The organism is Bilophila sp. T19-St14 (genome assembly GCF_059728385.1).
On sequence record NZ_BAAGFT010000002.1, the window covers coordinates 843,205 to 866,699 of the forward strand.

General features: G+C 47.7%; 23 protein-coding genes. 6 read left to right on the forward strand and 17 right to left on the reverse strand.

The annotated features are described in order from the left end of the window. Positions 1–9: 9 nt before the first annotated feature. The 17 genes from AC6I1V_RS18020 to AC6I1V_RS18100 all read right to left on the reverse strand — a co-directional run bounded on the left by AC6I1V_RS18020 (position 10) and on the right by AC6I1V_RS18100 (position 16,639). Positions 10–624 (reverse strand): hypothetical protein, encoded by a 615-nt coding sequence (locus AC6I1V_RS18020; protein WP_300683898.1) that lies wholly within the window; start codon positions 622–624, stop codon positions 10–12. Beyond that, positions 611–1,045, reverse strand: coding sequence for a hypothetical protein (locus AC6I1V_RS18025; RefSeq protein WP_300683896.1), 435 nt, complete (start codon positions 1,043–1,045; stop codon positions 611–613). The genes AC6I1V_RS18020 and AC6I1V_RS18025 overlap by 14 nt, the downstream gene beginning before the upstream one ends. A 62-nt stretch (positions 1,046–1,107) precedes the next feature. Next, the gene (locus tag AC6I1V_RS18030; protein WP_497737302.1) at positions 1,108–2,511 is read right to left on the reverse strand and encodes a glycosyltransferase; all 1,404 of its coding nucleotides are present in this window, start codon (positions 2,509–2,511) and stop codon (positions 1,108–1,110) included. Positions 2,512–2,570: 59 nt separating this feature from the next. Continuing rightward, positions 2,571–3,632, reverse strand: a complete 1,062-nt coding sequence (locus AC6I1V_RS18035) for an NAD-dependent epimerase/dehydratase family protein (RefSeq protein ID WP_497737303.1) — start codon at positions 3,630–3,632, stop codon at positions 2,571–2,573. Further along, positions 3,625–5,985 carry a CDP-glycerol glycerophosphotransferase family protein gene (locus AC6I1V_RS18040; RefSeq protein ID WP_497737304.1) on the reverse strand — a complete coding sequence of 787 codons (2,361 nt, stop codon included), beginning with the start codon at positions 5,983–5,985 and terminating at the stop codon, positions 3,625–3,627. The genes AC6I1V_RS18035 and AC6I1V_RS18040 overlap by 8 nt, the downstream gene beginning before the upstream one ends. A 12-nt stretch (positions 5,986–5,997) precedes the next feature. After that, positions 5,998–6,717: an IspD/TarI family cytidylyltransferase gene (locus tag AC6I1V_RS18045; protein WP_302292388.1), complete on the reverse strand. Its 720-nt coding sequence runs from the start codon at positions 6,715–6,717 to the stop codon at positions 5,998–6,000. Next, positions 6,714–7,913 carry a CDP-glycerol glycerophosphotransferase family protein gene (locus AC6I1V_RS18050; RefSeq protein ID WP_497737305.1) on the reverse strand — a complete coding sequence of 400 codons (1,200 nt, stop codon included), beginning with the start codon at positions 7,911–7,913 and terminating at the stop codon, positions 6,714–6,716. Before AC6I1V_RS18050 ends, AC6I1V_RS18045 begins: the two co-directional genes overlap by 4 nt. Further along, positions 7,910–8,119 carry a hypothetical protein gene (locus tag AC6I1V_RS18055; protein ID WP_300848217.1) on the reverse strand — a complete coding sequence of 70 codons (210 nt, stop codon included), beginning with the start codon at positions 8,117–8,119 and terminating at the stop codon, positions 7,910–7,912. The genes AC6I1V_RS18050 and AC6I1V_RS18055 overlap by 4 nt, the downstream gene beginning before the upstream one ends. Before the next feature lie 9 nt (positions 8,120–8,128). Beyond that, the gene (locus AC6I1V_RS18060; protein WP_497737306.1) at positions 8,129–9,940 is read right to left on the reverse strand and encodes a polysaccharide biosynthesis/export family protein; all 1,812 of its coding nucleotides are present in this window, start codon (positions 9,938–9,940) and stop codon (positions 8,129–8,131) included. A 7-nt stretch (positions 9,941–9,947) separates the two neighbouring features. After that, the gene (locus tag AC6I1V_RS18065; protein ID WP_302292391.1) at positions 9,948–11,003 is read right to left on the reverse strand and encodes a KpsE/RkpR family capsule polysaccharide export protein; all 1,056 of its coding nucleotides are present in this window, start codon (positions 11,001–11,003) and stop codon (positions 9,948–9,950) included. Positions 11,004–11,238: 235 nt separating this feature from the next. Then, positions 11,239–11,904, reverse strand: a complete 666-nt coding sequence (locus tag AC6I1V_RS18070) for an ABC transporter ATP-binding protein (RefSeq protein ID WP_294626390.1) — start codon at positions 11,902–11,904, stop codon at positions 11,239–11,241. After that, positions 11,901–12,701 carry an ABC transporter permease gene (locus tag AC6I1V_RS18075; protein ID WP_300746798.1) on the reverse strand — a complete coding sequence of 267 codons (801 nt, stop codon included), beginning with the start codon at positions 12,699–12,701 and terminating at the stop codon, positions 11,901–11,903. The genes AC6I1V_RS18070 and AC6I1V_RS18075 overlap by 4 nt, the downstream gene beginning before the upstream one ends. Beyond that, entirely contained in the window at positions 12,698–13,048 is a 351-nt protein-coding gene (locus tag AC6I1V_RS18080; RefSeq protein WP_294626424.1) for an RT0821/Lpp0805 family surface protein, read from the reverse strand. The genes AC6I1V_RS18075 and AC6I1V_RS18080 overlap by 4 nt, the downstream gene beginning before the upstream one ends. Beyond that, positions 13,045–13,992, reverse strand: a complete 948-nt coding sequence (locus AC6I1V_RS18085) for a KpsF/GutQ family sugar-phosphate isomerase (RefSeq protein WP_294626425.1) — start codon at positions 13,990–13,992, stop codon at positions 13,045–13,047. Before AC6I1V_RS18085 ends, AC6I1V_RS18080 begins: the two co-directional genes overlap by 4 nt. Positions 13,993–14,407: 415 nt before the next feature. Further along, positions 14,408–15,445 carry a tyrosine-type recombinase/integrase gene (locus tag AC6I1V_RS18090; RefSeq protein ID WP_300778041.1) on the reverse strand — a complete coding sequence of 346 codons (1,038 nt, stop codon included), beginning with the start codon at positions 15,443–15,445 and terminating at the stop codon, positions 14,408–14,410. A 365-nt stretch (positions 15,446–15,810) separates the two neighbouring features. Next, positions 15,811–16,299 carry a hypothetical protein gene (locus AC6I1V_RS18095; RefSeq protein WP_294621347.1) on the reverse strand — a complete coding sequence of 163 codons (489 nt, stop codon included), beginning with the start codon at positions 16,297–16,299 and terminating at the stop codon, positions 15,811–15,813. 1 nt (position 16,300) lies between these two features. Next, on the reverse strand, positions 16,301–16,639 hold the full coding sequence (locus AC6I1V_RS18100; RefSeq protein ID WP_294621353.1) for a hypothetical protein: 339 nt from the start codon (positions 16,637–16,639) through the stop codon (positions 16,301–16,303). Between the two features lie 198 nt (positions 16,640–16,837). On the opposite strand from AC6I1V_RS18100, the gene AC6I1V_RS18105 reads away from it, so the two are divergent. The 6 genes from AC6I1V_RS18105 to AC6I1V_RS18130 all read left to right on the forward strand — a co-directional run bounded on the left by AC6I1V_RS18105 (position 16,838) and on the right by AC6I1V_RS18130 (position 23,147). Continuing rightward, on the forward strand, positions 16,838–17,212 hold the full coding sequence (locus tag AC6I1V_RS18105; RefSeq protein WP_294621360.1) for a plasmid mobilization protein: 375 nt from the start codon (positions 16,838–16,840) through the stop codon (positions 17,210–17,212). Continuing rightward, positions 17,178–19,424, forward strand: a complete 2,247-nt coding sequence (locus AC6I1V_RS18110) for a DNA-primase RepB domain-containing protein (protein ID WP_294621364.1) — start codon at positions 17,178–17,180, stop codon at positions 19,422–19,424. The genes AC6I1V_RS18105 and AC6I1V_RS18110 overlap by 35 nt, the downstream gene beginning before the upstream one ends. A gap of 83 nt (positions 19,425–19,507) precedes the next feature. Further along, positions 19,508–20,563, forward strand: a complete 1,056-nt coding sequence (locus AC6I1V_RS18115; RefSeq protein ID WP_300746807.1) for an Rpn family recombination-promoting nuclease/putative transposase — start codon at positions 19,508–19,510, stop codon at positions 20,561–20,563. Between the two features lie 210 nt (positions 20,564–20,773). Next, complete coding sequence (locus AC6I1V_RS18120) at positions 20,774–21,730, forward strand: NAD-dependent epimerase/dehydratase family protein (protein WP_294621377.1); 957 nt, start codon at positions 20,774–20,776, stop codon at positions 21,728–21,730. A 344-nt stretch (positions 21,731–22,074) separates the two neighbouring features. Then, positions 22,075–22,662 carry a TetR/AcrR family transcriptional regulator gene (locus AC6I1V_RS18125; RefSeq protein WP_294621384.1) on the forward strand — a complete coding sequence of 196 codons (588 nt, stop codon included), beginning with the start codon at positions 22,075–22,077 and terminating at the stop codon, positions 22,660–22,662. A 68-nt stretch (positions 22,663–22,730) separates the two neighbouring features. Continuing rightward, complete coding sequence (locus AC6I1V_RS18130; RefSeq protein ID WP_294621390.1) at positions 22,731–23,147, forward strand: TIGR04076 family protein; 417 nt, start codon at positions 22,731–22,733, stop codon at positions 23,145–23,147. Positions 23,148–23,495: the final 348 nt, after the last annotated feature.

Consider the following 23,495-nt stretch of genomic DNA (forward strand, 5'->3'; position numbering starts at 1 on the left):
ATTGCAAGGCTACCGTAGAGGAAGCAAGAGGACTTTATGTGCAGGTTGAGGACCGTCATTATCGGGTGTTTTAATAAGAAAATTAAATGTTGCATGGGGTGTGTAAGAATATCCATTAGGTACGACTAAATCACGATTTATAAAATCATATATTCGGATATCTACTTCATAACATCCAGGTTCACTAAAATAAACAGGTGCTGTTACTACAAAAGGTGAATTACGATTACTTATAGCTAATTTTTTATTTACAAAAATGCACCCATATTTACTATGCCCTTTTGAAGTTGTTATGATTGTATATGAACCTGGTTCTTTGACATTTAAATAACCCATTGCCCTGTATAAACGCGCTGTATTGATAGGGATTCCAATAATTTTTTCCACTTCTCTGTATGTAAATTCTGATTTTTTGGCGACAAAAGAACCAAGTTCAGCTTTGGGGATTGGATTGTCGGCAACAGAGTCGCCGGGTTCTAAGTTATATTGATATAACTTAAATCCATATGTATATTTTTGTGGTGCTGTAGGAGCAGCTATCGTCAATGGTGCAAAACAAACAAAAGTAACAAAAAATAAAAATGTTAAAATAATAATCCTGCGAGATTGGTTATCTGTGGTCATTGATAGCTCCTTGTGGTGTGTCCGTCGATAACCTTGATGGAGTTGAAGTGTTAGAGGGGCCTATGATATCGCTGTCTGAGATTGGTCGTGCATGTGGGGGTGAGCTTCCACTCTTTTGATGTTGCTTTAGAATAGTATTTGAGGTTTGCGGAGCATTATCTTTTTGTATAGTTCCTTCTGGAGTTTTTTTAGGTTCAATAATATTTGTTTGATAATTTGTTATGTATGCATAGAATATATAAATTAATAAGCCTAATACGGCAATAAATGTTGATATTATTTTATGGTATTTTATATATTTACAACATGTAACTGGAATGTTTGATGTATAGTTGTCACTGATATATGGGGCAATATGAAAAATAAAAACAAGGAGGCATATAAAAGATAAAATACCTATAAATATAACCATTGCAAACATAAATATGTCCTTCCTTGGTTTTTATATTGTATTTTTATGCGGCTATTAAAAGTTGTATTTGATTATTCTCTCTCTCTCTCTCTCTCTCTCTCTCTCTCTCTCTCTCTCTCTCTCTCTCTCTCTCTCTTATAGTTTGATATATCTATTTCATGTAAATAATTATGCATATTTATAAAGAACGATATACTTTCATAGCTTTGTTCAATTATTGCTTTTGTGATATTGCATACTTCATTTATGTTGTTAATGTCTTTTACTAGATAATAAATCTCAGCTTTTTTAGAATTATGTATCATATCCATTTTTATTGATTTGGATACTACATTTTTTAAATATTCTGCATAGTCCTCCCATTCTTTTTCAAAATGGATACAAATAGCAATATATCCACTTCTGAATAAAATTTCATAGTGAATGTTATTTGTACCAAACATCCTTATCTGTACATATCTGTATTTTTTATCGTAATGTATTGTATTATAGTTACAATTTTTTTGTATATATAAAATATATCTTTCTAAAATTAATTTTCTTTCATTTTTATCAAAATATTTAAGAGATTGATTAAATATATTGTATATATCGTGTATTGAAAAATTTTCATTAGCATACCATTTCTCAGTAAAGTGAAGCGAATTAGCATGTTCTATCCAGTAACTAGTAAGCAGTACATGTCTAATATATCCATCCTTATTAAACTTTGCTATATCTTCTGTAATAAATTGTTTCCATGGTTTTAATACAGTAGTATAGTGAATAATTTTAGTATTGTTAATATTTTGAGTTTCAATATAAGGCCTAAAATTATATAAATACTTTAATTTTTTAAATTTCACACCTAATGTTGATTGTAGTAGTCCAAAACAAAACTGTTCACTTGTTTCTTCAGAAATAATTTCTTTTTCAGTAAAATACATAAACACATCACCATATAACTTGGATACATTTTTTTTATTATAAAATTCAAGGTTAAATACAATAAATCCGGTATTCGTACTTTTAAAATCATCTAATTTGAATTTTGATTCGATTTTATTCAAATTATCTTCATCAATATATGTTGATAAGTTTCTTTTTTGAATAACACAAATACCTTCATTTTTTGAAGGTAAAATTTCATCTATATTAAATGCATCAATACACAACATGTCATAATCAAGCTTTATAGCATAATTATATCCTTTTGTGTATAAAAAATCAGGTGCTATATAATTGTAGAAAACATGAACTGGCCACCTCATAAATGCGCTAAAATAATTAATAGTATGTTTTTTATCTATTTCATTTATGTCAATAATAGTAATATTATATTTATTACATAATCTAATATGTTCATCTGTTGCGTATCTTTTTTCTGTAAATAGAAATAAATCAATATCTTTATTGTATTTTTTTACAGAAGAAAGGCATACGATAGATGGATAAATAATATTTTTATCACCAGCAATATATGCACAGATTTTCATACAACCTCCTATGTTTGTAGAAATTACAATTTATTAAAATAAAAATAAGATTTGATGACTTATTCCATATATTCAAGCATACGTTCAAACATAATTTTTAAAGGTATTTTTTCAAACTTATTTAGTTCATTTATTTTGTTTATATCAAGATTTATTTTTAAATCAGGGCTATAAATATTTTGTTTTTCTGGTGAACATTCAAACGTAACATTTATTTTTTTATGAGATAAAGATGCACATAATTGAGCCATATCATAAATGCTAATATATGTATCAGGATTCGATAAATTATATGCTTCACCTTTATTACCTAAAAGTAAAACAGATAAAATACCACGTACCGCATCAGCGGTATAAAGGTAGTCTCTTTTCGTTCTGCCTTGAGTGTGAAGGACGATGTCCTTCCCATTTTTGATTGAACGTGCAAACTGCATGAATACCCGATTGTCATCTTGGGAAACACCTGGACCAAATGTCAACGTCAGGCGCACAATGTTTGCTTGAACGCCGTATTGCGAGGCGTATGCGGCACAAAGAGATTCCGCAATACGTTTTGCCTGTGGGTAACTATTGCGTATAACAAGAGGATTTATATATCCCGAATCATCCTCAGAAGCATTTTCATGTGCAAGTTTTCCATATATTTCCATTGATGACAGATATACAAAACCTTGGCAGCCACACTCTTTGGCAAGTTCTAAAAGATTCCATGTACCGCAAAAAGTTGTCAGAATAGTGTCTACAGGTTTTTCTACAAAATCAATGGAAGCTGTTGGAGATGCTGTATGGATAATGTAATCTGCATGCAGATCTGAACAGAATGTTGAACAGACATCGTTTTCTACAAATTGCAGCAGCGTATTCTTTAATTCCAATTCAGCCTTGAATACTCGTTCTGCTTTAGCGATATTGCGTACGAACGCCATCACCGTCAGGTTAAGGTTTTTGGATTCCGCAGCATACAGCAATGCTTTGACCAGCAGGGAACCGATAAGGCCGGTTGCTCCCGTTATCAGAATTTTTTTGCCGTCCAGCTTGTTCCAGGGGATGACGGAATCAGAGGAGATATATTGCAAATCCTCGACAAGAACAGGAGATTCATTGTTCCACAATTTATGCATTTTTTCCTCCTTCCAGCAGGGCGGCGTTTGTCTGTTCCGGACTCTGCACCTGTTCATCCGATAGTGGGGCTTCGGTGGATTCAAGAATTTCATCTTCTGGTTTTGCAAAAATATTAGTGAATTGGGTACCGTCCCAAGTTTCCAGATAACGCATCAGCCTTTCCGCTACATGGCCATCGCAGGCGGCGACATGTTTTTCCTTGAAGCGTACATATCGTTCGGAGGAAACATCATCCACCGCATCGTCGATAGCCTTCATAAAGGCGTCTATATCCGGCTTGCCGACGAATACCCCAGCCATCTCTTCAGGATATTTGACCATGAAGCCATTGGGACCAGTTTTGTAGTCCTCGATATCGGGGGCGTACAGCACAAGTGGCATATTTCGGACTACGGCGTAAAAAAGACCAGAAGAATAGTCTGTGATGAACACATCTGCTGCGCTAATAAGTTCTTGGAAATTGTGAGATTCATCGACGATGAAATGCCCATTTTTCGACGGATGTACGCCCGATGCATCAATGCCTTTATCTAAAAGTATATGAGAGAACACATGGTGCCTTTTGGTAATCAGATAGGCCCCGCACTCAGCCAGCTTTTCGGATAGCGCTTCAATATCCATCTGAAAATCATAATATTTGCTAGGAACGGCACCGGGCTTGGCAATTCTGAAGGTTGGTGCAAAAAATATAATTTTCGAGCCATTCGGGATGTTGTATTCCTTGTAGAGTTGGGCTTTGGTGGACATCGCGAACTCTTTGTCAAACATGATATCTGTCTGCACCTGTCCAAAAGGCAGCACATTGCGTTCCGCCACTCCGAACTGTTTTGACCACGGCAACACGCAGGATTCAGAGGATGTGACAAGGTAGTCCATCGGATATTTCTTGCGGTCAGGGGAAGCAATTTCTTTCAGCATCCCGCTGCCATGCCAAAGAGTTAAAGTTGTTTTACCAGACGTGATATACCTATGCATATCATTGGATGTCACAATATATTGAGCTGGCTGGATAATAGCACGCATAACCATACAATAGAAAAAATGATAATCGTAATACTGTGGTTTTGATATATAAATTACTTCATATTCTTTCTTCAAGAATGGAACAAAACATGTTTTCAAATCTTCCATGAAATCAGTTTCAACAACAGCAACTGTATTATTTTTTAATTCTATGACATTTTTAACAATATTAGCGTGTATTTTATGAATATTTTCATTTTTAAGAATTGTATCGAAATTGAAAATACTAGAAAACTGATAGAGTATATCCCTATATTCATCTTTTGAAAAAACATTATATAATGAGGCAACAAGTAATGCAGCACCTGAAGCGATATAACTAAGTTTTGTTTCAGTGAAATTCTTAGACTTGATAATGTTATTTAAACATAGCGAGAATTGATTGATGATATTTCGTAAGGTTTCATGAGCTGTCACGGATGAATGTGCCAGCTTCGCCATATCCCTACAGAGATATCCCAAGTCAGGAATGCTTATTTGAGATGGTTCATTGACATTCCAATAGCGTCGCATGGAATTGATCAAAGTGATATCATTATCTTCGATATGGTTGAACAAAATGTGTGGAACCCAGAAATCCCAATCTCCCTCAATCTTTTTGAGTTTGGACTGTAAAAAGGAAGTCTTGAAAATGCCTCCGCTCAACGCACTGATAGCTGGTTCCCGCAAAAAATTTTGACGCAGTTCGGCAAGATTCAACGAGGTATGCAAAACAACCGGCGTACTGGAATCCGTAATCACTTTATTCAGATAGGTGATGAGTGACCTACGATTGGCTGTATCTTTCATGGTAAAGAAAACTGCGTACTCAGTACCGAGGGAGGCCAATGCGATGCTCATTCGCTCCAGAGTGGAGATGCTTCTTGAAAAATGAAAAATACTAATACATTGGTTTAGTTTGAATTGAGATAACGCATCATTGACAGATTTATTATTCTTTACGGTTCTATCAATAACAAAAACAATTCTTATGCCTTCCCTTGCATATGACTTAACAGATTCAATAAAATCGGATGAGAGATAGTTTTTCGTTGCAAATACAACGAATCCGATTTTTTTGTTTTTAGTGTTTGCAAAAATATTTTTGAGTTGGCAAATTGTACTTTCAATAATGACTCTACTATCTCCGATAGGATTATGTGAAATAATACTTGTAAAGTCGTCAAATCCCTTTTTGAATTCAGCAAGTTTTTTAGCTTCAGCAATCCTTTTTGCTTCATTTCCTTTTTTGACTTCAGAAATCTTTTTAGTATCTGCTCTTTTTTTATTAATATTTTTAGTCTTTATATTATCCGTTTGATGCAATCTGAATAAATTGAAAAATTTCATTATATTTCCTCACTATAATCCAATAATCTGCATAGATTCTTGTGCTGCAAGCATGCCCTTAAACAAGTAAAAATCAACAGGATTCGTGATTTTTATATTACTTGGATCACATGGTACATAATGTAGAGTATGTCCGTAATGGCTCATAAGGGAGGCAGAGTCCACCTCAGAAGTTACTCCATCACTCATTGCTTTCATGTGCGCTTCAACAATCTCCCTAATCTTGAACGACTGCGGTGCCTTAGCTAACAGGCATTTTTGCCGAGGCAAGACATGACCAATAACGTGCGGCTTTTCTGCCTGACAAATCGTTTCCCAGGCAAAGCATGCGGAAATACCGTTTCCGTGTTTGCGAACGCTTTCAATATTATCGGTGATCAGTTGCTCTGTGATAACAGGACGTACACCGTCGTGAATGAGTACAATGTCGTCGTCATCCGTAAATTCTTTGATGACCTTTAGGCCATTCCAGATAGATTCCTGACCTGTCTTTCCGCCAGCAACAATATTTGAAACTTTTGTCAGTCTATAGTATCTGACAAGCTCTTCCATGAGATTTAGATGTGTACTGACAGAAACAACGATAATTTTATCAATAAGATGATGATTTTGAAAATGTTCTATTGTATAAGCAATAATAGGTTTACCATATATTTTTAAAAATTGTTTTGGTATTCCTGTTGTATGCATCCTAACACCTGTACCACCAGCAAAAATAAGAGCAGCTATCATTTCTTTCTCCTATAAACTTGCTCTATAAAATCTACAATACGTAATGAACTGTTACCGTCACATGAACTCATATAATTTTTGAATATATAGTTTGAATTTTGATTATTATTTAATATTATTGATATTAGTTCAGTATGGTTGTATGCAACATTTTTTTCTGAAACAAGATTTTCAGGTTTAACATACAGCATACGTTCAGTTGTCGTGTATTCATTAATATCTGGTAAATATAAAAAAATAGGATTTTCTGTAATAGAGAAATCAAATAATATTGATGAATAATCTGTAATAAGTGCATCAGAAAGCAATATAGATTCATCGTAACTATATTTAGAAATATCAATCCACCCATTTTCTATAGATATTTTATCAATTAATGTAGGATGAACTTTAAATATAAAACACCATTCTTGTCCAAGTTGACTATTTAAGATGTTAATATCAATCAAGTTATTGTCACAAGTTCTTGTTTTTTGCGTTGTTCTGAAGGTGGGCGCGTAAAGAAGAATTTTTTTTCCTTTGACCTCAGGATGGAGTTCATAAAATCGATTTTTGACTTCCTGTTTATCACACTGATAAAGCAAATCTGTTCTGGCTAATCCTAACGGTATGATCTGTTCATTTTTGAGATTGAATGCATTTGCATAATATTGTATAAGTTTGCTGTCAGAAATGACAAAATAATTAATCTGTCCGTGGATACGCTGAACTCTTTTGTATTCACTTTGATAGTCATATCCTCTACGAAATGCATCAAATCCAACTTTTTTATACAATCCTCCACTGTGCCATAACTGAATAACAATTGTATCTTTAGAAATAATAATGTTGCTAAGAATTTTTGATGATTGGTCAAGCAAAATAATTTTTGCATGCGCAATAGTCCATAATGTTGATATGCTATAGTATTTACTGCTATCTATCCAGATGCAGTAGTTTTTAATATTCATTTTTTTATATACACAATACAAATTGCAATATTCATAACTTGTTGATGATTTCAAAAAAACAATTATATCTTTTGAAGAGCATAAGGATAATACATTGTATATTGTTTGAATTAACATGCGTTTTATGCAGATGCAGGTCTTACCCAAGGACTTCAATACAAATCGAAGTAAATGTTTTGAGGCAGAGTCATGCAGAAAAGATTGTAGAGAAGTCGCAAGTTTCATCCATGTCGGGAAAGGAGTCATGAAGCCTCCTTTTCCGACAACGAACCGAAGCCTGTTTGTTTCTCTAAAATTTTGTCCACCAATTCCCGCAACGTCTCCTGACTCCCCCAGTCTTCCAAAGCGCGGGCGCAGCTCTCCAGAGCGCACGACCCGGCGATGCAGAATAGGGGGGCCTTGTTATCTACCGGCCCGGAGACCTTGCCCTGAAAGTCAAAACAAAATCCCATGATACTTCCCTACAATCCTACGGCGACCTTGACGGCCACGGCCATCTGGTAGAGCACCTGGGTCACGTCCTTGACCAGTTGCAGGTTTTTGGAATCAAACTTGGGCATGACCAGGATGCGGTCGCCGGGTTCGATGGGCTGTCCCTTGGCATGGGAGACTTCCCCGTTCAGACCCACAATCAGGATATTGTCCGTATCCGCCCGGTCGGACAGGCCGCCTGCGCCGCCGAGATAGTCCTTTAGGGAGAGGCCCTTTTCCCAGGTCACGGCGGCGGGAATGAGCACTTCGCCGGAAACGTGAACCACGTCCGTTTTCCGGGGAATGATGATCTCGTCGCCTTCCTCCAGCAGCACGTCGGAAATTCTGCCGTCGCGGGACACGACCAGCACGCCGTCCGGCTCCAGTTGCGAGGCCCGCTGTACGAAGTTCTGAATCAGCTCCGCTTCCTTCACCCGGATACCGGCCTCGTCCACGGAAGCGGAGGTGGCGGTCAATGCACTCTGTTCCAGACGGCGCAGAGCATCTGCGAGAATGACTTTCTGTTCGGCGGCCACGCTCCTGCGGCGGATGTAGACGGACTTGATGTCCGCAAGCTCCGGTTCCACCGCGATATATTCCAGCAGCGTCTTCAGTCTGGTCTGCTTGAGCACCGGGAAGCGCGACGCGCCGTGGATGGCCCCGGACGCGGCCACCATGATGGTCCTGCCCCGCGTGTCGGCCACAAACTCCACGCGGTCGCCGTCCGCAAGCTGAAGGCTGCGAAAGTCATGCAGGGTCACATAGACGTTGAACGGTTCGCCGTTGCGCATGCCGCCCACGCTGACGTGGGAAACGCCGTTCATGGGCAGGGCGTAGTTCAGCAGGTCTTTGCCGCTGGCCGCGCCTCTGAACTCATAGCGGGCGGGCTGGCGCAACAGGCCGTAGGCGGCCACGGACATGCCGAAGGGTTCCACCAGAATGGTATCTCCGTCTTTGAGGCGGATATGCGGCAGCTCCCCGCGCATCATGTAGCTGTAGAGATCCACCTGTCCGATGACCTGCCTGCCGCGCAGAATTTTGATGTTCCGGTAGCTGCCCTGTTCCGGGAGAATGCCCCCGGCCCGGTCCAGATAGGACATGACGGAATCCTGTGGGCCGCCCGCGTAACGGCCCGGATTGGGCACGTTTCCGGCCACATAGACGGCCACGGGCTGGGCGCTTTGCAGGTTGACATAAATATTGACGTTTTCAGGAAAGACCGAGGCCAGTTTCGCCCGTACCGAGCCGGAAAGCGCGGACTGCTTCAGTCCGGCCACCCGCACCGGCCCCACCTCCGGCAGAAAGATGTTGCCCTGCTGGTCTACGAACAGCACGTCATCGTAGCTTCTCGCGCCCCAGACGCGTACGGTGATCCTGTCGCCCGGAAGAATCACATAGTCGTCGTTCATGCCGCTGCCGTAGGTGGAGGCGAAATTGCCCCGGAACAGATTCGCGCCGAAAGGTTCCAGACCCTGCGTCATGTCCGGGCGATAGTTTTCCAGCGCCCAGGCGGGCAGGCCCGGCATGGACCGGCGTTGGCGCTCCTCTAGTTGCCGGGAGGATTCCTGTCCGTACATGGCCTGCTGAAAGACGGCTTCCCGCTGATAGCCGCCGGGCAGATAGGACGGAGGCCGGGTCGAAGGCGTACCCTGAATGCCTCCGCTTCCGCCGGGGCTGGGGTTGCCGGATTTGCCCAGGCTGCCGCCGTAGGAAGAACCGTTCTGCGGCGTGGCATCCGCTCCCAGGGCGGGTGTAGTCATTGCCAGAATCAATGTTGCGGAAAGAAGAAATCTGCTGTTCATATCTGTCTCAGAATCCGGCGTGCTCGCGCACAGCGGCTATAATCAGGGAACAAAGCCCCACCAGTACCAGAGCACCGACAAGGACATAGGTCGTAAACAGGAAGGGGCGGGGGTACAGGGATTCATCCGGCAGAACAGGAATCTGGAAGGCCACCACATAACGGGACTTGGCTTCCGCCTTCACGCGGGCGGTTTCCAGCGAGGTCATAGCCGAAACGAGCTGCTGCCGGGCGAACTCGCTTTCGGTCTGCAAGTCCTCATATTCCCCTGCCACGGAAGTCAGGCTGTCGGGCCGGGCTTCCCCGGCCAGGCGCAGCTTTTCCGAGGCAAGCTGTTTTTCCACAGCCGACAGCCGGGCACGCAATCCCACCAATGCCGGGGCGTCCTTGCTCATATAGGTGGAGGCTTCCGCGATTTCGGCACGGACTTTTACGGCTTCGCCTTCCAGTTGGCTGACGATGCCTTGCAGCCCGCCCGCCGTACTGGCTGGGTCCAGCATCCCGCTGCGATCCCGGAAGGCGCGCATGGCGTCCTGCGCGGCACTTACCCGTTGTTCCGCCGTTTTTACCTCGCTTATGGCCAGGGCGATGGCGTCGTCCTGCGCGCGGCGGCTCATGGCGTTGACCAGGGCCTCGCTTTTGGTCAGCACGGCTTCCGCCAGTTTTTGGGCCGTAACAGGGTCATAAGCCCTGACGCTCAGAGCGATGATGCCGGTTTCCGGGTCAAAGGAGGGTTTTACTGCCCAATTCCAATAGGAAAGGCGCTCATCCCGCGTGGCATCGGTGGCCAGACGGCTGATGAAGTCATACTCGCGGCTGGAGAAGTGGCGGAAAATGTGCAGCTCTCCGTCAATGGCCTCCATGATGTCCGGGGACTGGATGTATTCGGCCACGATATGCGCGTCCGCGCCCACAGACGCACCGGAAGGTAGCAGCAACGCGGCAAGGCCGCTGGCCCCTCCGCTGGTTTCTGCCCCGCGCACGGCGAAACGGGCTTCGGCGATGTACATGGGTGAAGCCCACAGGCCGAAGTACAGCAAAGACAATAAAGTGGGCAGCAGCACGGCAATCAATACCGTTTTTATGGCCGGGGAAAGTCGGGAATTTATTCTGCCGAGCGCCATAGAAGCGGGGCGCGAGGCCAGGGCCAAATGAGAAATGGTTTGAGGTGCTGATTGCTCAACAGGTGTGGCTTGCTCTTTGGCTTTCGGAGATGCGATGGGAGAAGTTGGCCTTACGTCTGTTTCTTGCTTTGCTGGAGCCACCTTTGTGTCCGATGCGGTTTGTACGGTGTTTTTTTCAACGTCCGGCATGGCAAATTCCCGTGTAGACGCGCAGAGCGTCGCCCAGAGTTTCATATTCGGAAAGGACGCCGTCATGCAGCACGGCGGCCCTGTCGCAGTTCTTGCGGATGGTGGCTACGTTGTGCGACACCACAACCAGCGTCGCGTGCGCCTTGCGCGCCTCAAAGAGTTTTTCCGCTTTGGCCCGGAAGGAGGCGTCCCCCACGGACCATGCCTCATCAATGAGATAGAAATCGAAGCCGATGGACATGCTCAGTCCAAAAGCCAGCTTGGAGCGCATGCCCGATGAATAGGTTTTCACCGGCATGTCCATGTATGGACCGAGTTCCGTAAACTCCTCCACAAATTCCGTCACTTCCTGAATGTCCGCGCCGTAGATGCGGCTGGTGAAACGCAGGTTTTCCCGCCCGGTCAGGCTGCCGTTGAAGCCTCCGGCAAAGCCGATGGGCCAGGAAACACGGCTCCTGCGGGTTACCGTTCCGCTGTCGGGACGTTCCGAACCGCTGATGATGCGGATGAGCGTGGACTTGCCCTGTCCGTTCAGGCCGAGAATCCCCATGTTCACGCCAGGCCGGAAGGTGATGCTGACATCACGCAGAACATCCTTTCGTTTACCATGTGGCAGGCTGTAAGACTTGCAGATGCGGGAAAGTTCAATCATCGGACTTCCCTCCCGCGAACATAGCGTTCCAGCAGCAGGCCGAGGCAAAGCGAGCCTAAACACCATGCGGTCACATAGCCTATGCTGTATAAGGGGGATGAGGAGGATGCGGAAAAGCCGTAGCGTTGCCATTCAATAAGTTGAGCTACCGGGTTCAATAGCAGAGAACCGGAAAAGCGGGCAGGCAATTCAGAGACCTGAAAGAATACACCGGACGCAAAGAACAGGAAGCGCATCAGGATGGGGACAAGCCGTTCCAGCGTGGGCCAGAGGCGGGCCAGAGATGCGAAGATAAGCCCTGTACCCAGCCCCAGCAGAGGGGCGAAGAACAGCGTAGCAGCAAGGCTGTCAACATGGCGTAGTTCCACGGACTGGCCCAGAGCGGCGGCGATGGACAGAATGATGACGGCGCAGACGAGCTGCGTTCCCCAGACCACGAGGCACCGTGCAATCATCAGATCCAGTTCCGTCACTTGCGGGAAGGTCAGCAGCGCCTGATTGGCGCTTACGGCCTTCATGCAGCGGGAAACGGTATCGCTGAACATATACCAGGGGATAAAACCGCAGAGAAGGAAGACCGCCATCCCCATGCCGTGGGGGGCGTGTGCGCCGAGGAACTCACGAAACAGCCAGAATACCGCGATGTTGAAAGCCGTCTGAATGATTGCCCAGAGGTAGCCGAGCCGGGTATTGCCGTACAGCGTATGCACTTCCCGCATGACCAGAGCGTAAATCACCCTTCCCTGCACGGTCAGCGCGGACGATACGGATAAAGCTGGCATGGTGTCGGCGTTCATTGCGGCATGCTCTCAAAGATGGTGGGGATGAAGTGCCATACGCTGTTTTTCTCCTTGCAGAGCGCGAATCTGTGGCTCGTGCTTCCGCGTGCGACGCGAACCGAACGGCATTCGTCACCCAGACCGGAAAGGTAGAACGGGCCTGCATCAATGGCGGCCGGACCAAAGGGGCTTTCGGCAAAGTATTGTGCGGAGCCTTCCGGCAGAGCGGCCACCCGTTCTTCGAACGACAACGCGGGAGCCTCCTCCGGAACGAGGGCGGTCGGAGCAGCGGATTCACGCGCGGCGCAGCCGGAAAGCACGGCACAGAGGGCGAGGGAGAGAATCAGGCAGTGGCGCAGCATCATTCCACCCCCGCCCGCAGGCAGTCATGAACATTGAGAATCCCGACCGGTTTTCCTTCACTGGTGACGAACAGCGAGGTGATCCTGTTTTCCTGCATGAGCCGCAACGCGGCCACGGCAAGCGTGTCTTCGCCGACCGCCACGGGATCGGGATGCATAACCTGCCTTGCCGTCTTGTCCATGAGGGAAGGCCCCATATGGCGGCGCAGGTCGCCGTCGGTAATGATGCCCGCAAGCCGTTTTTTTTCGAGAATGCCCGCCACGCCGAACCCCTTGCCGGTCATCAACACGAGTACTTCCGACATGGGCGAGGACGCCGGAAGCAGGGGGAGTTCCTCGCCCGTGTGCATGATTTCCCTGACCGTCAATAGCTTGCGGCCGAGTGAGCCACCCGGATGCCAGCGGTGAAATTCTTCGGGAGAACAGCCGCGCCGACGCATCAGCGTCAGGGCCAGCGCGTCGCCCAGGGCCATTTGCAGGGTGGTGGACGTGGTGGGGGCGCAGTCCAGCGGGTCGGCTTCCGGCACAAGCGGCAGCAAAAGGAGGTGCGCGGCGTTTTTGCCGAGCAGGCTGTCCGCGTTGCGCGTTACCCCTATCAGGGGGATGTTGCGCCGGGCCGCATACAGGATGATGTCCGAAAGTTCCGCCGTGTTGCCGGAATTGGAAAAGGCCAGAACAGCATCGTCGGAGGCCAGCATCCCCAGGTCTCCGTGGCTGGCTTCGCCGGGGTGGATGAAATAGGCGGGGGAACCCGTGGATGCCAGTGTTGCCGCCACCTTGCGGGCCACATGCCCGCTTTTGCCCATGCCCGTGACTGCGATACGCCCTTTTACATTGTACAGACGGTCCACAATTTCACAGAATGTGGTAGTGAGGCCGTGCGCCAGCAAAGTCAGGGCGTGTGCTTCCTGTTGCAATATGGAAACGGCGAATCCCACTTCATCCATTTTTTCTTTCCGGATAGTGCGGGTGCGAGAATTTTCACCGGAGACTTTCCTTACGGGCATAAAAAACACTCCAAGGCATGTTTTTTCCAAGCCATTGGGCAAGGGGTAAGATTCCTGTCGAATTTGACAGAAACACTGTCGATTTTTTGAGGCGTAAAAAAAAGAATGAAAAAGGTAGGCAAGTGAATTTATGAGGATTTTTTCAAAGTAAATATGCTTTGTAAAAGTTCCCTCAGGGATGATATTGCAAATTAGAGGTGTTAAATGTATTGATACCTCAAGATTCATCGACAGTGTTTCTGTCAATGAGCATTCGGTTTGTGCCCGAAGAAGAGTGTTTCCGACCGGGAACGACCAAGTTCATTCAGCGTCTTCTTTTTCGTATTTTTTATTTTTTGCCTTTTATCTCCATCTACTATCGTGTTGTAGGACTTGCTCGGTTCCTCTTGTAGGCACCATGCGGGCGAGGAATAAAATTCCCGTCCTTGTGTTCTCCGGTGTTTTCCCTGCCGGATTGAGCAAGAAAAATACTCACCGTTTCAGCGACGGCCACCAGGGAAGCCTGCTCCAGATGGGCGTATCGCATGGTGGTTCTGGGATCGCTGTGCCCCAGAAGTTTTTGCACTTCATAGAGAGAGTGCCCGGCATTGACCAGAAATGAGGCGAAGGTGTGCCTTAAATCGTGGATGCGCACACTCGTAAGCCCCAGGCTGCGGCGCAGACTGTTCCAGAAGAGATAGAGGTCGCTGAGGGGCTTTCCCGGAGCATGGCCTGGGAACAGCCAGGGGTTCCCTTGCTGGCGCGGGATGGAGCGAATGACTGTTATGGCCTCGTCGGACAGCGGAATATGACGAGGCTTGCCGGACTTGGACAGCGGTACGATGAGCAGCCGCAAATCCAGGCGGACGTGTTCCCAGCGCGCCTTGAGGACTTCGCTCTTGCGCGCCCCGGTCAGCAGAAGCAGACGGATGGCAAAGGCTTCCGGCCGGTCGCTTTTTTCCAGCGCCCGCATGAGCCGTTGTGCCTCATCCCGCGAGAGGTAGCGTTCCCGCTGCGCGTGGATTTTGAAGGGCGAGACTCCCGCGCATGGTGATTGCCCCGTGAGCAGAAGACCACGCATTACGGCCAGAGAGCAAATTGTCTTGAAGACCGCCAGAATACGGTTGCAGGTGGCCGGAGCCAAACCGCCGGACGACAGTCCGTGCAGCCAGTCTTCCACTTCGTGGCGTTGTATGTCGGCAAGTTCCCGCGCTCCGAAGGTCGGGGACAGATGTTGTCGGGCAATGCGCTCATCCACGCGCCAGCTCCGCTTGCGCAACCGGATATACGGCAGATAGACGGATGAAACAAAACCATCAAGATTGAATGTGTCGCGCTCCGGTTGCCCGCTGTTCCTTTTGACCGGCAAGGACGGCGAGCTTGTGGAGGAAACTGACGGACGGCAGCGAACCATGCGGCGTTCTCCAGGTAAAAGATTGACGGTGGACCATAAAGCTACGGCAATCTCGTATGAGCCGCATTGGGGCGTTTGCGCCGGTTCCGCATGGGAAAAGAAGGACGAACTCCATCATACTTTTCTCCTATTGTATTGAACTGTATATATTTGTCGAAGCTGCACACTGTTGAAAGATTTTTATTTCAGTAATATAGAACTGATTGGGAAAAAAGAAAAAATATTTTTGAATCTGGTTCCATATATGCTCTTACCGTGAAAGTTTTTGATGATTTCCACTCTTGATAAGGAAAAATGCCGTGTAAAGAATTTTATTGCACGGCATTTTTTTATGCAGAGGACAAGAGGAGAATATCACACCAGCGTCAATGCGGTGAAGCATCATCCCAGCACGATACAGGCGATTGCCACCAGCAGGAATTTACGTCGGTCCCGATTTGCTTCGGAGAACTTTTTTGCGGCGAATATCTCGAAAAGAATTCCGCAGCAGAGGCAGATTGCAGCCAGAATGATTCCCGCAGGCATCCATAACAGGGCGGGCGGCTGCACCTGCCCTGAGCTGAACCGGAAGCCGACCCACAGCAGGAAACTTCCATAAGGCAGCAGTGAAAAAGATGCCGTGGCTCCCCATGCCAGCATGTATGGATATGCTGTTTTCGGGGTTGGCTTTCCGCCAGACGGCTCTGCACCAGAGAGTGACTTTCTTTGTTGTACACATCGAGATTCGAGGTATCGCTTTCCAGCAGAAGCGCCTGTTTCCCATTATCGAGCAGATAGCCAATCAGGGTGAAGGCCAGCTTATTCTTGCCGACGATGCCTTTGTTTATTCCAATATAAAAAATGGGCATGTTCATGTTACAGATTCTCGTTTGATGTATCGGAGACAATGAAAGATGCTTTTTCCGTGGGGTGTTTTTTTACAGGTGTCGTCTCATTTTTCTGAGGAGCGGAAACATTCTCGTCCTCCGAAAAAAATCGTTTTATGAGATACGCGGGAATGATGATGCCCTCGTTCTTGAGCATTTGGCTCAGTTCTCTGGGGTTGTAGCCTTTCTCCTTCGCCTTTCTGAAATCCCTCTCCAGTAGTTCCGCCGCCTCCGGGCGTGTTTTTCTGTCTTCTTTCTCCGGCAAATCCTGAAGCAGTTTCCTTGCCCGTTCTATTTGTTGAGGGCGGATAGTTGCGTTTTTGGCCATAGTATTTCCTCCTTGTGGAAAAGTGCCGCCAGTATATGGAAAATTTCTTCATATATACAATTTGGCCACTGCACGAGGCGGGTTCTTCGTGGCAGGATGGTAGTTGTAATACACAACTACCATCCTGCCAGAAGGCTACGCCCTCTGGACTCCCGAAATGCTCGGCGCTTCGCTTCTCGCATTCCAAAGGCAAAAGGCATGAAAGGCAGAAAAGGCACGAAGGGAGGCGGCAGGTATGCCGCCAATATCCTGATCACTCTTCGAGTGACCGTTGAGGAAAAAACGCGCCTCACGGAGCAGGCGGAAATCGCCGGGCTGTCCCTGTCGGAATACATGCGGCGGCGTTTTTTCGGAGGCAGGATTGCCGCCCATACGGATTTGAACACCATCGCAGAATTGAGGCGTATCGGCGGGTTGCTCAAGCACAATTTTGAGACGCTCCGGCAGGCCAAAGCTCCCCCGGATGTCTTTGAAAGGCAGGAGGAAGCCCTGCGAAATCTGACATGGGCCATCCAGAAAATTTCGCTGCGTTGTCATTATGATTGTCAAGAAAATCAAGAATACGAAGGCTGAAAAGCCCAAAGTATGGCAGATAGGCGACCTCGTGGATTACATCCGCTATCCCCACAACAGAAATCCGCAGGAGAAAATCGAATACGCGGGCGGGAGAGGTTTTCTTTCAGCGACCCATACCGGTCAGAAAATGGAAATGATTGCCCTTGCGCGGGAGTCCGCGCACAGCAATATGCCGGTACAGCACTGGATGTTTTCCTGGCAGGAAAGTGAACAGCCCACCAGAGAACAGGTGGAGGAATTGGTGGATGTTTTTCTTGAAAGGATGGGCTTGACCGGACACCAGACTGTCTATGGCCTGCACTATGATACGGACAATTATCATCTCCATATTGCGGTCAATCGCATGAACCCGGATAGCGGAAAAGTTGTGCAGCCGCACAGAGGTTTCGATATCCGGGAAGCGCATAAAATCGTGGCGTTCATTGAACACAAACAGGGATGGGCCGGTGAAGAAAACTCTATGTACGCGGTATTGGAAGATGGCGAACTGGCGCGAAGAAGGACGACCCGCGAGATAAAACCGAAGCAGGCCGCGCTGGATTTTGAACACGCCACCGGCGAGAAATCCGTCCAGCGCATCGCGCAGGAACGCGGCCACGGCATCATCAAAAACGCGAAATCGTGGGCCGAATTGCATGAGAAGCTGGCGGGAGTCGGTTTGCGTTTCGAGAAAAAAGGTTCCGGGGCCATCATCTTTGTGGGTGAAATCGCTGTGAAGGCATCCTCCGTAGACCGAGCTTTCAGCATGGGAAAGTTGTGCAAAAGGTTGGGGGAATTTGAGGAAGGTGCGTACCCCGAAGACCTGGGAAAGATTGCCCCTGAGCCGGTGAGTTCCGTCAATCTCGAAGAATGGAAAGCCTATCAGAAAGAGTTCATCGGAGTGCCGAAAAAAGCCGGAGCAGGGGAGAGTATCGGACTTGTCCACATGAAGGAGCGGCACAGGTTCGAGCGAAAAAGGGCGCTCTCCCGTCTGACCCGTTACGGTCTGCCTGTTTTGAATATCGCCCGGCATTGTCTGATGGCGCAGCAGCGAGCGGAACGGCGTTCTCTGCGTTCAGGCCGGAAAAAGGCGCGTGGCGGCAAGCCGCGTTTTGAAACCTGGTTGCGAACGCAGGGGCTGTTCCAACAGGCCGACCGCTGGCGACACCGCGCGGCATGGGAACAGGCGAGACACACCCCGCCGTCTGTCCAAAGGCCGGAAAAAGGAGCGGAAGTCATGCGGGAAATCACAGACTTCAGGAAATATGCCGTTGCCGTGAACGCGGATCGCTATCGTGTAACCTGCATAAAAATGGATGAGGACGGAGGGAAAAAGACCTTCATCCTCGACAGGAAGGGCGGCATGACCAGAGGCTTTTCCCCTGGCGAACTGGAAGCGCACATGCCGGAAATGCTGCGCTTCCAGCGGCGCGGCGAAAATATCTACTACACGCCGCTATCAGATGACCGGCATCATATCCTCATTGATGACATGAGCCGTGACAGTCTGAAACGCTTGCAGGAAGACGGCTTCCGGCCCGCCGTGGTGTTGGAAAGCTCGCCGGGCAATTACCAATGTCTCTTGACCATTCCCAAGCTGGGCACGGAGTTTGACCGGGACGTGGGCAACCGCATCACGGAACGCCTGAATCGGGAGTACGGCGACAAAAAACTGTGCGGCTGCATCCATCCGCATCGTGCGCCCGGCTTCGAGAATCGCAAGCCGAAGCATCGGCGGGAAGACGGCTCATTCCCGCAAGTGAAGCTGTTGTTTGCGGAGCGCCGGGAGTGCGGCAAAGCACTTGCTCTGGCCAGACGGATTGACCACGAGTACGCGGAGGAGGCCGAGAAACGGAAGGCCGAGCGCCGGACATTTCCGATGCCGGACTTTCGGCCCGGCGACCCGGCAGCGGCCTATTATGCCCATCTGGAAAATATCCGCCGTCATTTGACCATTGAGGACTATTCCCGCGTGGACGCCATGATTGCCTTGCGGATGCGCTCCAACGGCCACAGCCGGGAGAATGTGGAAGAAACCATCCGTATTTGTGCCCCGACCATTCGGGACTCCCCGACCGGGCGGAACTGGCAACGGTATGCCGAGCGCACGGTGAATTACGCCTTCGGTCCGGCAGGAGACAGGGACTTGGAGCGGAATGCGCGGTATCGGGAACTATGGGGGAAGGTTGAAGGGAAGGAGGAAAAGGAACAGCGCATACGAATGAAATAGGTGAAACCTAGTATGAGGAAATAACAGGTAAAATATGTGTTCAGCATCTTGCTCATCAGGCATTACTCGGATAGGATATTTACATGGGAAAAGAACGAATGCCGCATGATCCGGCGTATAAGCAGTTTTTCAGCAATCCCGAAATGGTGGAATCATTGTTGAGGGATTTCGTGTCTGTTGATTTCATCGCCGACCTGGATTTTTCGACGCTTGAACGCTGTTCGGGCAGTTATGTGACGGACGACCTGCGGGAACGCCATGACGATATCGTCTGGCGTGTCGGCTGGAAAAAGGGTTCCTGGTGCTATGTGGCGTTGCTTCTGGAGTTCCAGAGCACGCCCGACCACTGGATGGCCCTGAGGACGCTGTCTTATACGACCCTGCTTCTGCTTGATCTCGTCAAGACGGGAAAGGTACGTGAAAACGAAGGGTTGCCTCCGGTGTTCCCCATTGTTATATACAATGGAGGCAAGGCATGGAAAGCGCCTCAGGAAGTGGCGACCTTGTTCGCTCCCATGCCGGAGAGTTTGAAGTATTATCGTCCCCAACATCGGCATTTTTTGCTGGACGAAAGCCGAGTGCCGGGAGAAGAACTGGATAAAAGCAAGGGCCTGGCCGCGCAGCTCCTGAGACTGGAGCGGGCGCAGGAGCCTGAACAGGTTCGGCAGATAGTCAGGGAACTGATAGCCCGGCTTCATGGGCCTGGATATCTGCCTTTACGCCGGGCGTTTACAGTATGGTTAGGCCGTGTTGTCCTTAAACGCTCTGGAATAACAGAAGAAATTCCCGAATTTCAGGATTTGCGGGAGGTGGACGCCATGTTGGAAGAACGTGCAGCTCAGTGGAAAGATGAATACATTCGGCAAGGGGTAATAATTGGCGAGGCCAGAGGCGAGGCCAGAGGTGAGGCCAGAGGTGAGGCCAGAGGTGAGGCCAGAGGTGAGGTCAAGGGAATAGGACTGGTCTTGCGGGATCTGCTGGAAGCCCGTTTTGGAACGCTCCCCCAATCCGTGACTTCCTATATTGCGAATTCATCTGATTCAAACGCTCTGCGGAAACTGACGCTTTCTGCATACCATGCGGAATCGTTGCAGGCGTTTATTGACCAGCTCAAAAAAGACGATACCAAGCTGATGTAATTGTATATTCAGCAAAATATGCCGTCTGTATCCTTTCTACAGGCGGCATTTTTTGTGGATTCTGACCGGAAGAAAAGGGCTTTTAGAGGTTTTTATTACGGTATATCTGGAGAACAGAAGCAAGGTGAAAATAAGGAGTTACCGGAGTTGTTCAATAAATCCACAGAACTTGGTGTGAACGTATTTCAATAACAAACAGAGGGGAGTAAGATGAAAGTCATCATAACAGGCGGATGTGGTCATATTGGAACCTATCTTGTTCCAATGCTTATAGATGCAGGGTATGATGTCATAAATATTACACGGGGTATTTCCCGACCTTACGAATACAATCCGGCATGGGAAAAAGTCCGTTCTGTTCAGCTTGATAGAACAAAGGATTTTCAATTTGCTGAAAAAATTGCAAAGATGAATCCCGATATTGTCATTGACCTTATCAATTTTGATGTCAACGACACAAAATCAATGGTATCGGCATTGAAAAACACGCGATGCTGCCACTATCTTTTCTGCTCGTCCTGTTGGGCGCACGGCCGGGCTGAAGTCCTTCCTCTTAATCCGGACGACCTGAAAAAGAGTCCTCTGGATGACTATGGAAGGAACAAGTTTGCTTCAGAGCTGTATCTAAAAGAGATGTACCGGAGTGAGGGCTTTCCGGCAACAATCATCATGCCGGGACAAATCTCCGGTCCCGGCTGGACCATCATGAACCCCTGGGCAAACAAGACTCCTGTTCCGTTCCAAAAAATTGCGGATGGTGAAGAGATTATGCTGCCCAACTTTGGCATGGAAACGCTGCACCATGTACATGGATACGATGTTGCTCAGTGCTTTTTCAAGGCCATAAGCCATAGAAATCAGGCGTTGGGAGAGAGCTTTGATGCCGTAAGCGGCGGGTCCATCACGTTATATGGATATGCAAAAATGATGTATGAGTTCTTTAATAAAGAACCGAGGATAGGGTTCCTGCCCTGGGAGGAGTGGTGCAAATATGTTGGGGATGAAAAGGAATGCGAGGATACCTATTTCCATATCACAAGAAGCGGGTTCTTTTCCTTGGAAAAGGAACAGAAGTTGTTGGGATATTACCCCAGGTACACCAATGTGGAAACAATCAGGATAGCGGTCAGAAGTTATATTGAACGCGGGCTGATTCGTTTGTCATGATTTGATTGCAGCACCATGTGGAAATTCCGGGCCGCTCTGCAGGGGCAGCTCGGAAAACCTGACCATAAGCCGCAGCATAAGAGAGATGCGGATATATTGAGGTCAGCCTTTTTTCCTTTTGTTGCACCTTTGCCGCAAGAGCGACGGAGGTCTGACTGCTCCGTACAGGTATCCGGTGCGGAGTAGAAGAGCGATAGTCTCCCAGCCGCAATGGCTGAGTCTCTGAAAACTCAGCACCCCCGACACAAGAGTTTGCTGCCCGGTGGCATAAAAATGCTTGACGCTAAAAACCAGGTAAAATATATACCGACCAGTCGGTATATATTTTACTGGAAAGAAGGGCCATGAAAAGAGACCTTCAGGTAACACAGACACGGGAAAGGATTTTGAAGGCGGCAGCCGCCTGCTTTGCCGAAAAGGGGTATTCCGGATGTTCTGTTCAGGACATTGCAGACCGGGCAGAAGTGAGCAAAGGGGCCTTGTACGGTCATTTCAAAAGCAAGGCCGAGCTGTTCAAGGCCATGATAGCCATTGAGCATGGCCTTGGAGCCGAAAGGGCGCAGAAGGCGGCGGAGAAGACCCCCTACCTGGACGGCATCATCTGGTTCATGACGGAGTGCATCCGCAATTCCGGCTTTCCTATGGACCACCGGCTGTGGGCGGAAGTTCTGGCTGTGGCGGCACGCGACCCCGACATGAGAAATGCCTTTGTGACGAGTGAACGGGCAACACGCAGATTTTTTACGACATTGCTGGAAAAAGCTGCCGCTGCGGGAGAGATTGACGCTTCGCTCGACCTCAATGCCGTGTCCATCTGGCTGTATGCCCTGGGCGATGGGCTGATAGCCCGGATTGCCGACGACCCCGGCTTTGATTTCCAAAAGCATATCGTGGTGTTTGAAACGCTGGTTCGTCGGGCGTTACGCGCATAGTGGGGAGAATTGAAAATATATTCAATTTTCAAACCTGGAAAACATGAATGATAAAGGAGGAACGTGCTATGGAATACAGAGTAAAAGTGACGGTTTTAGACAAAAAGTTATTTCCTGAGTTACAGGCCCAGTATTGTGCTGTGCCCGATAGCGGTAAGTGTCCCTGCTATCACACGGGCGACGAATTCATGTTTTATAGGAATAATGAACGTGACGATTATTGGCATATGGGTGCGGGAACTTTGATTAAGAGTGGCGAACCCGATGAAGGAGTGCTCCTCTCCCCAGGAACAATGCATTGTGGGACTGAAGGAGTTCCTTTCTGCTCTGAAGCATGGGATGCTATCAGCAGATATATTTATTCTGCACTTCAAGGTGGAGCAATTATGCATGGATGGACAAATGATGACAAAGTGATGATTACCTGTTGTAACGATGGTACAAGGCCAGTTATATTCAAAATTGAACGAATTGACGTTGAGTAATGTATGGATTTTCCATATCAAAACATATTTTCTACAGTAACAACGCCAACGCTTTCTGCTTAACGGTCGGCATGCGTTTGAAAATTTCGTTATTGCTTTTTATACAGGCTGGCCACCAGTCGCACCGTACCTCTGCTCTGGGTATGCTCTCTGTACAGATTGTGCCATGATGAGAGATGGAAGAAGGTTCTTGTTCCGTGTACATGGGAAAGGGCATATCGAAATCCTACGAGTGGTATGAGACAAAACGAAAGCGGCGCGGTCAAGGCTCATGCCTTGGGCGCGCCGTCGTATATTCCCAAAGAATATTTCCCCTGTTCCTTCTCAGGGACAGATGGGCCACGGGCG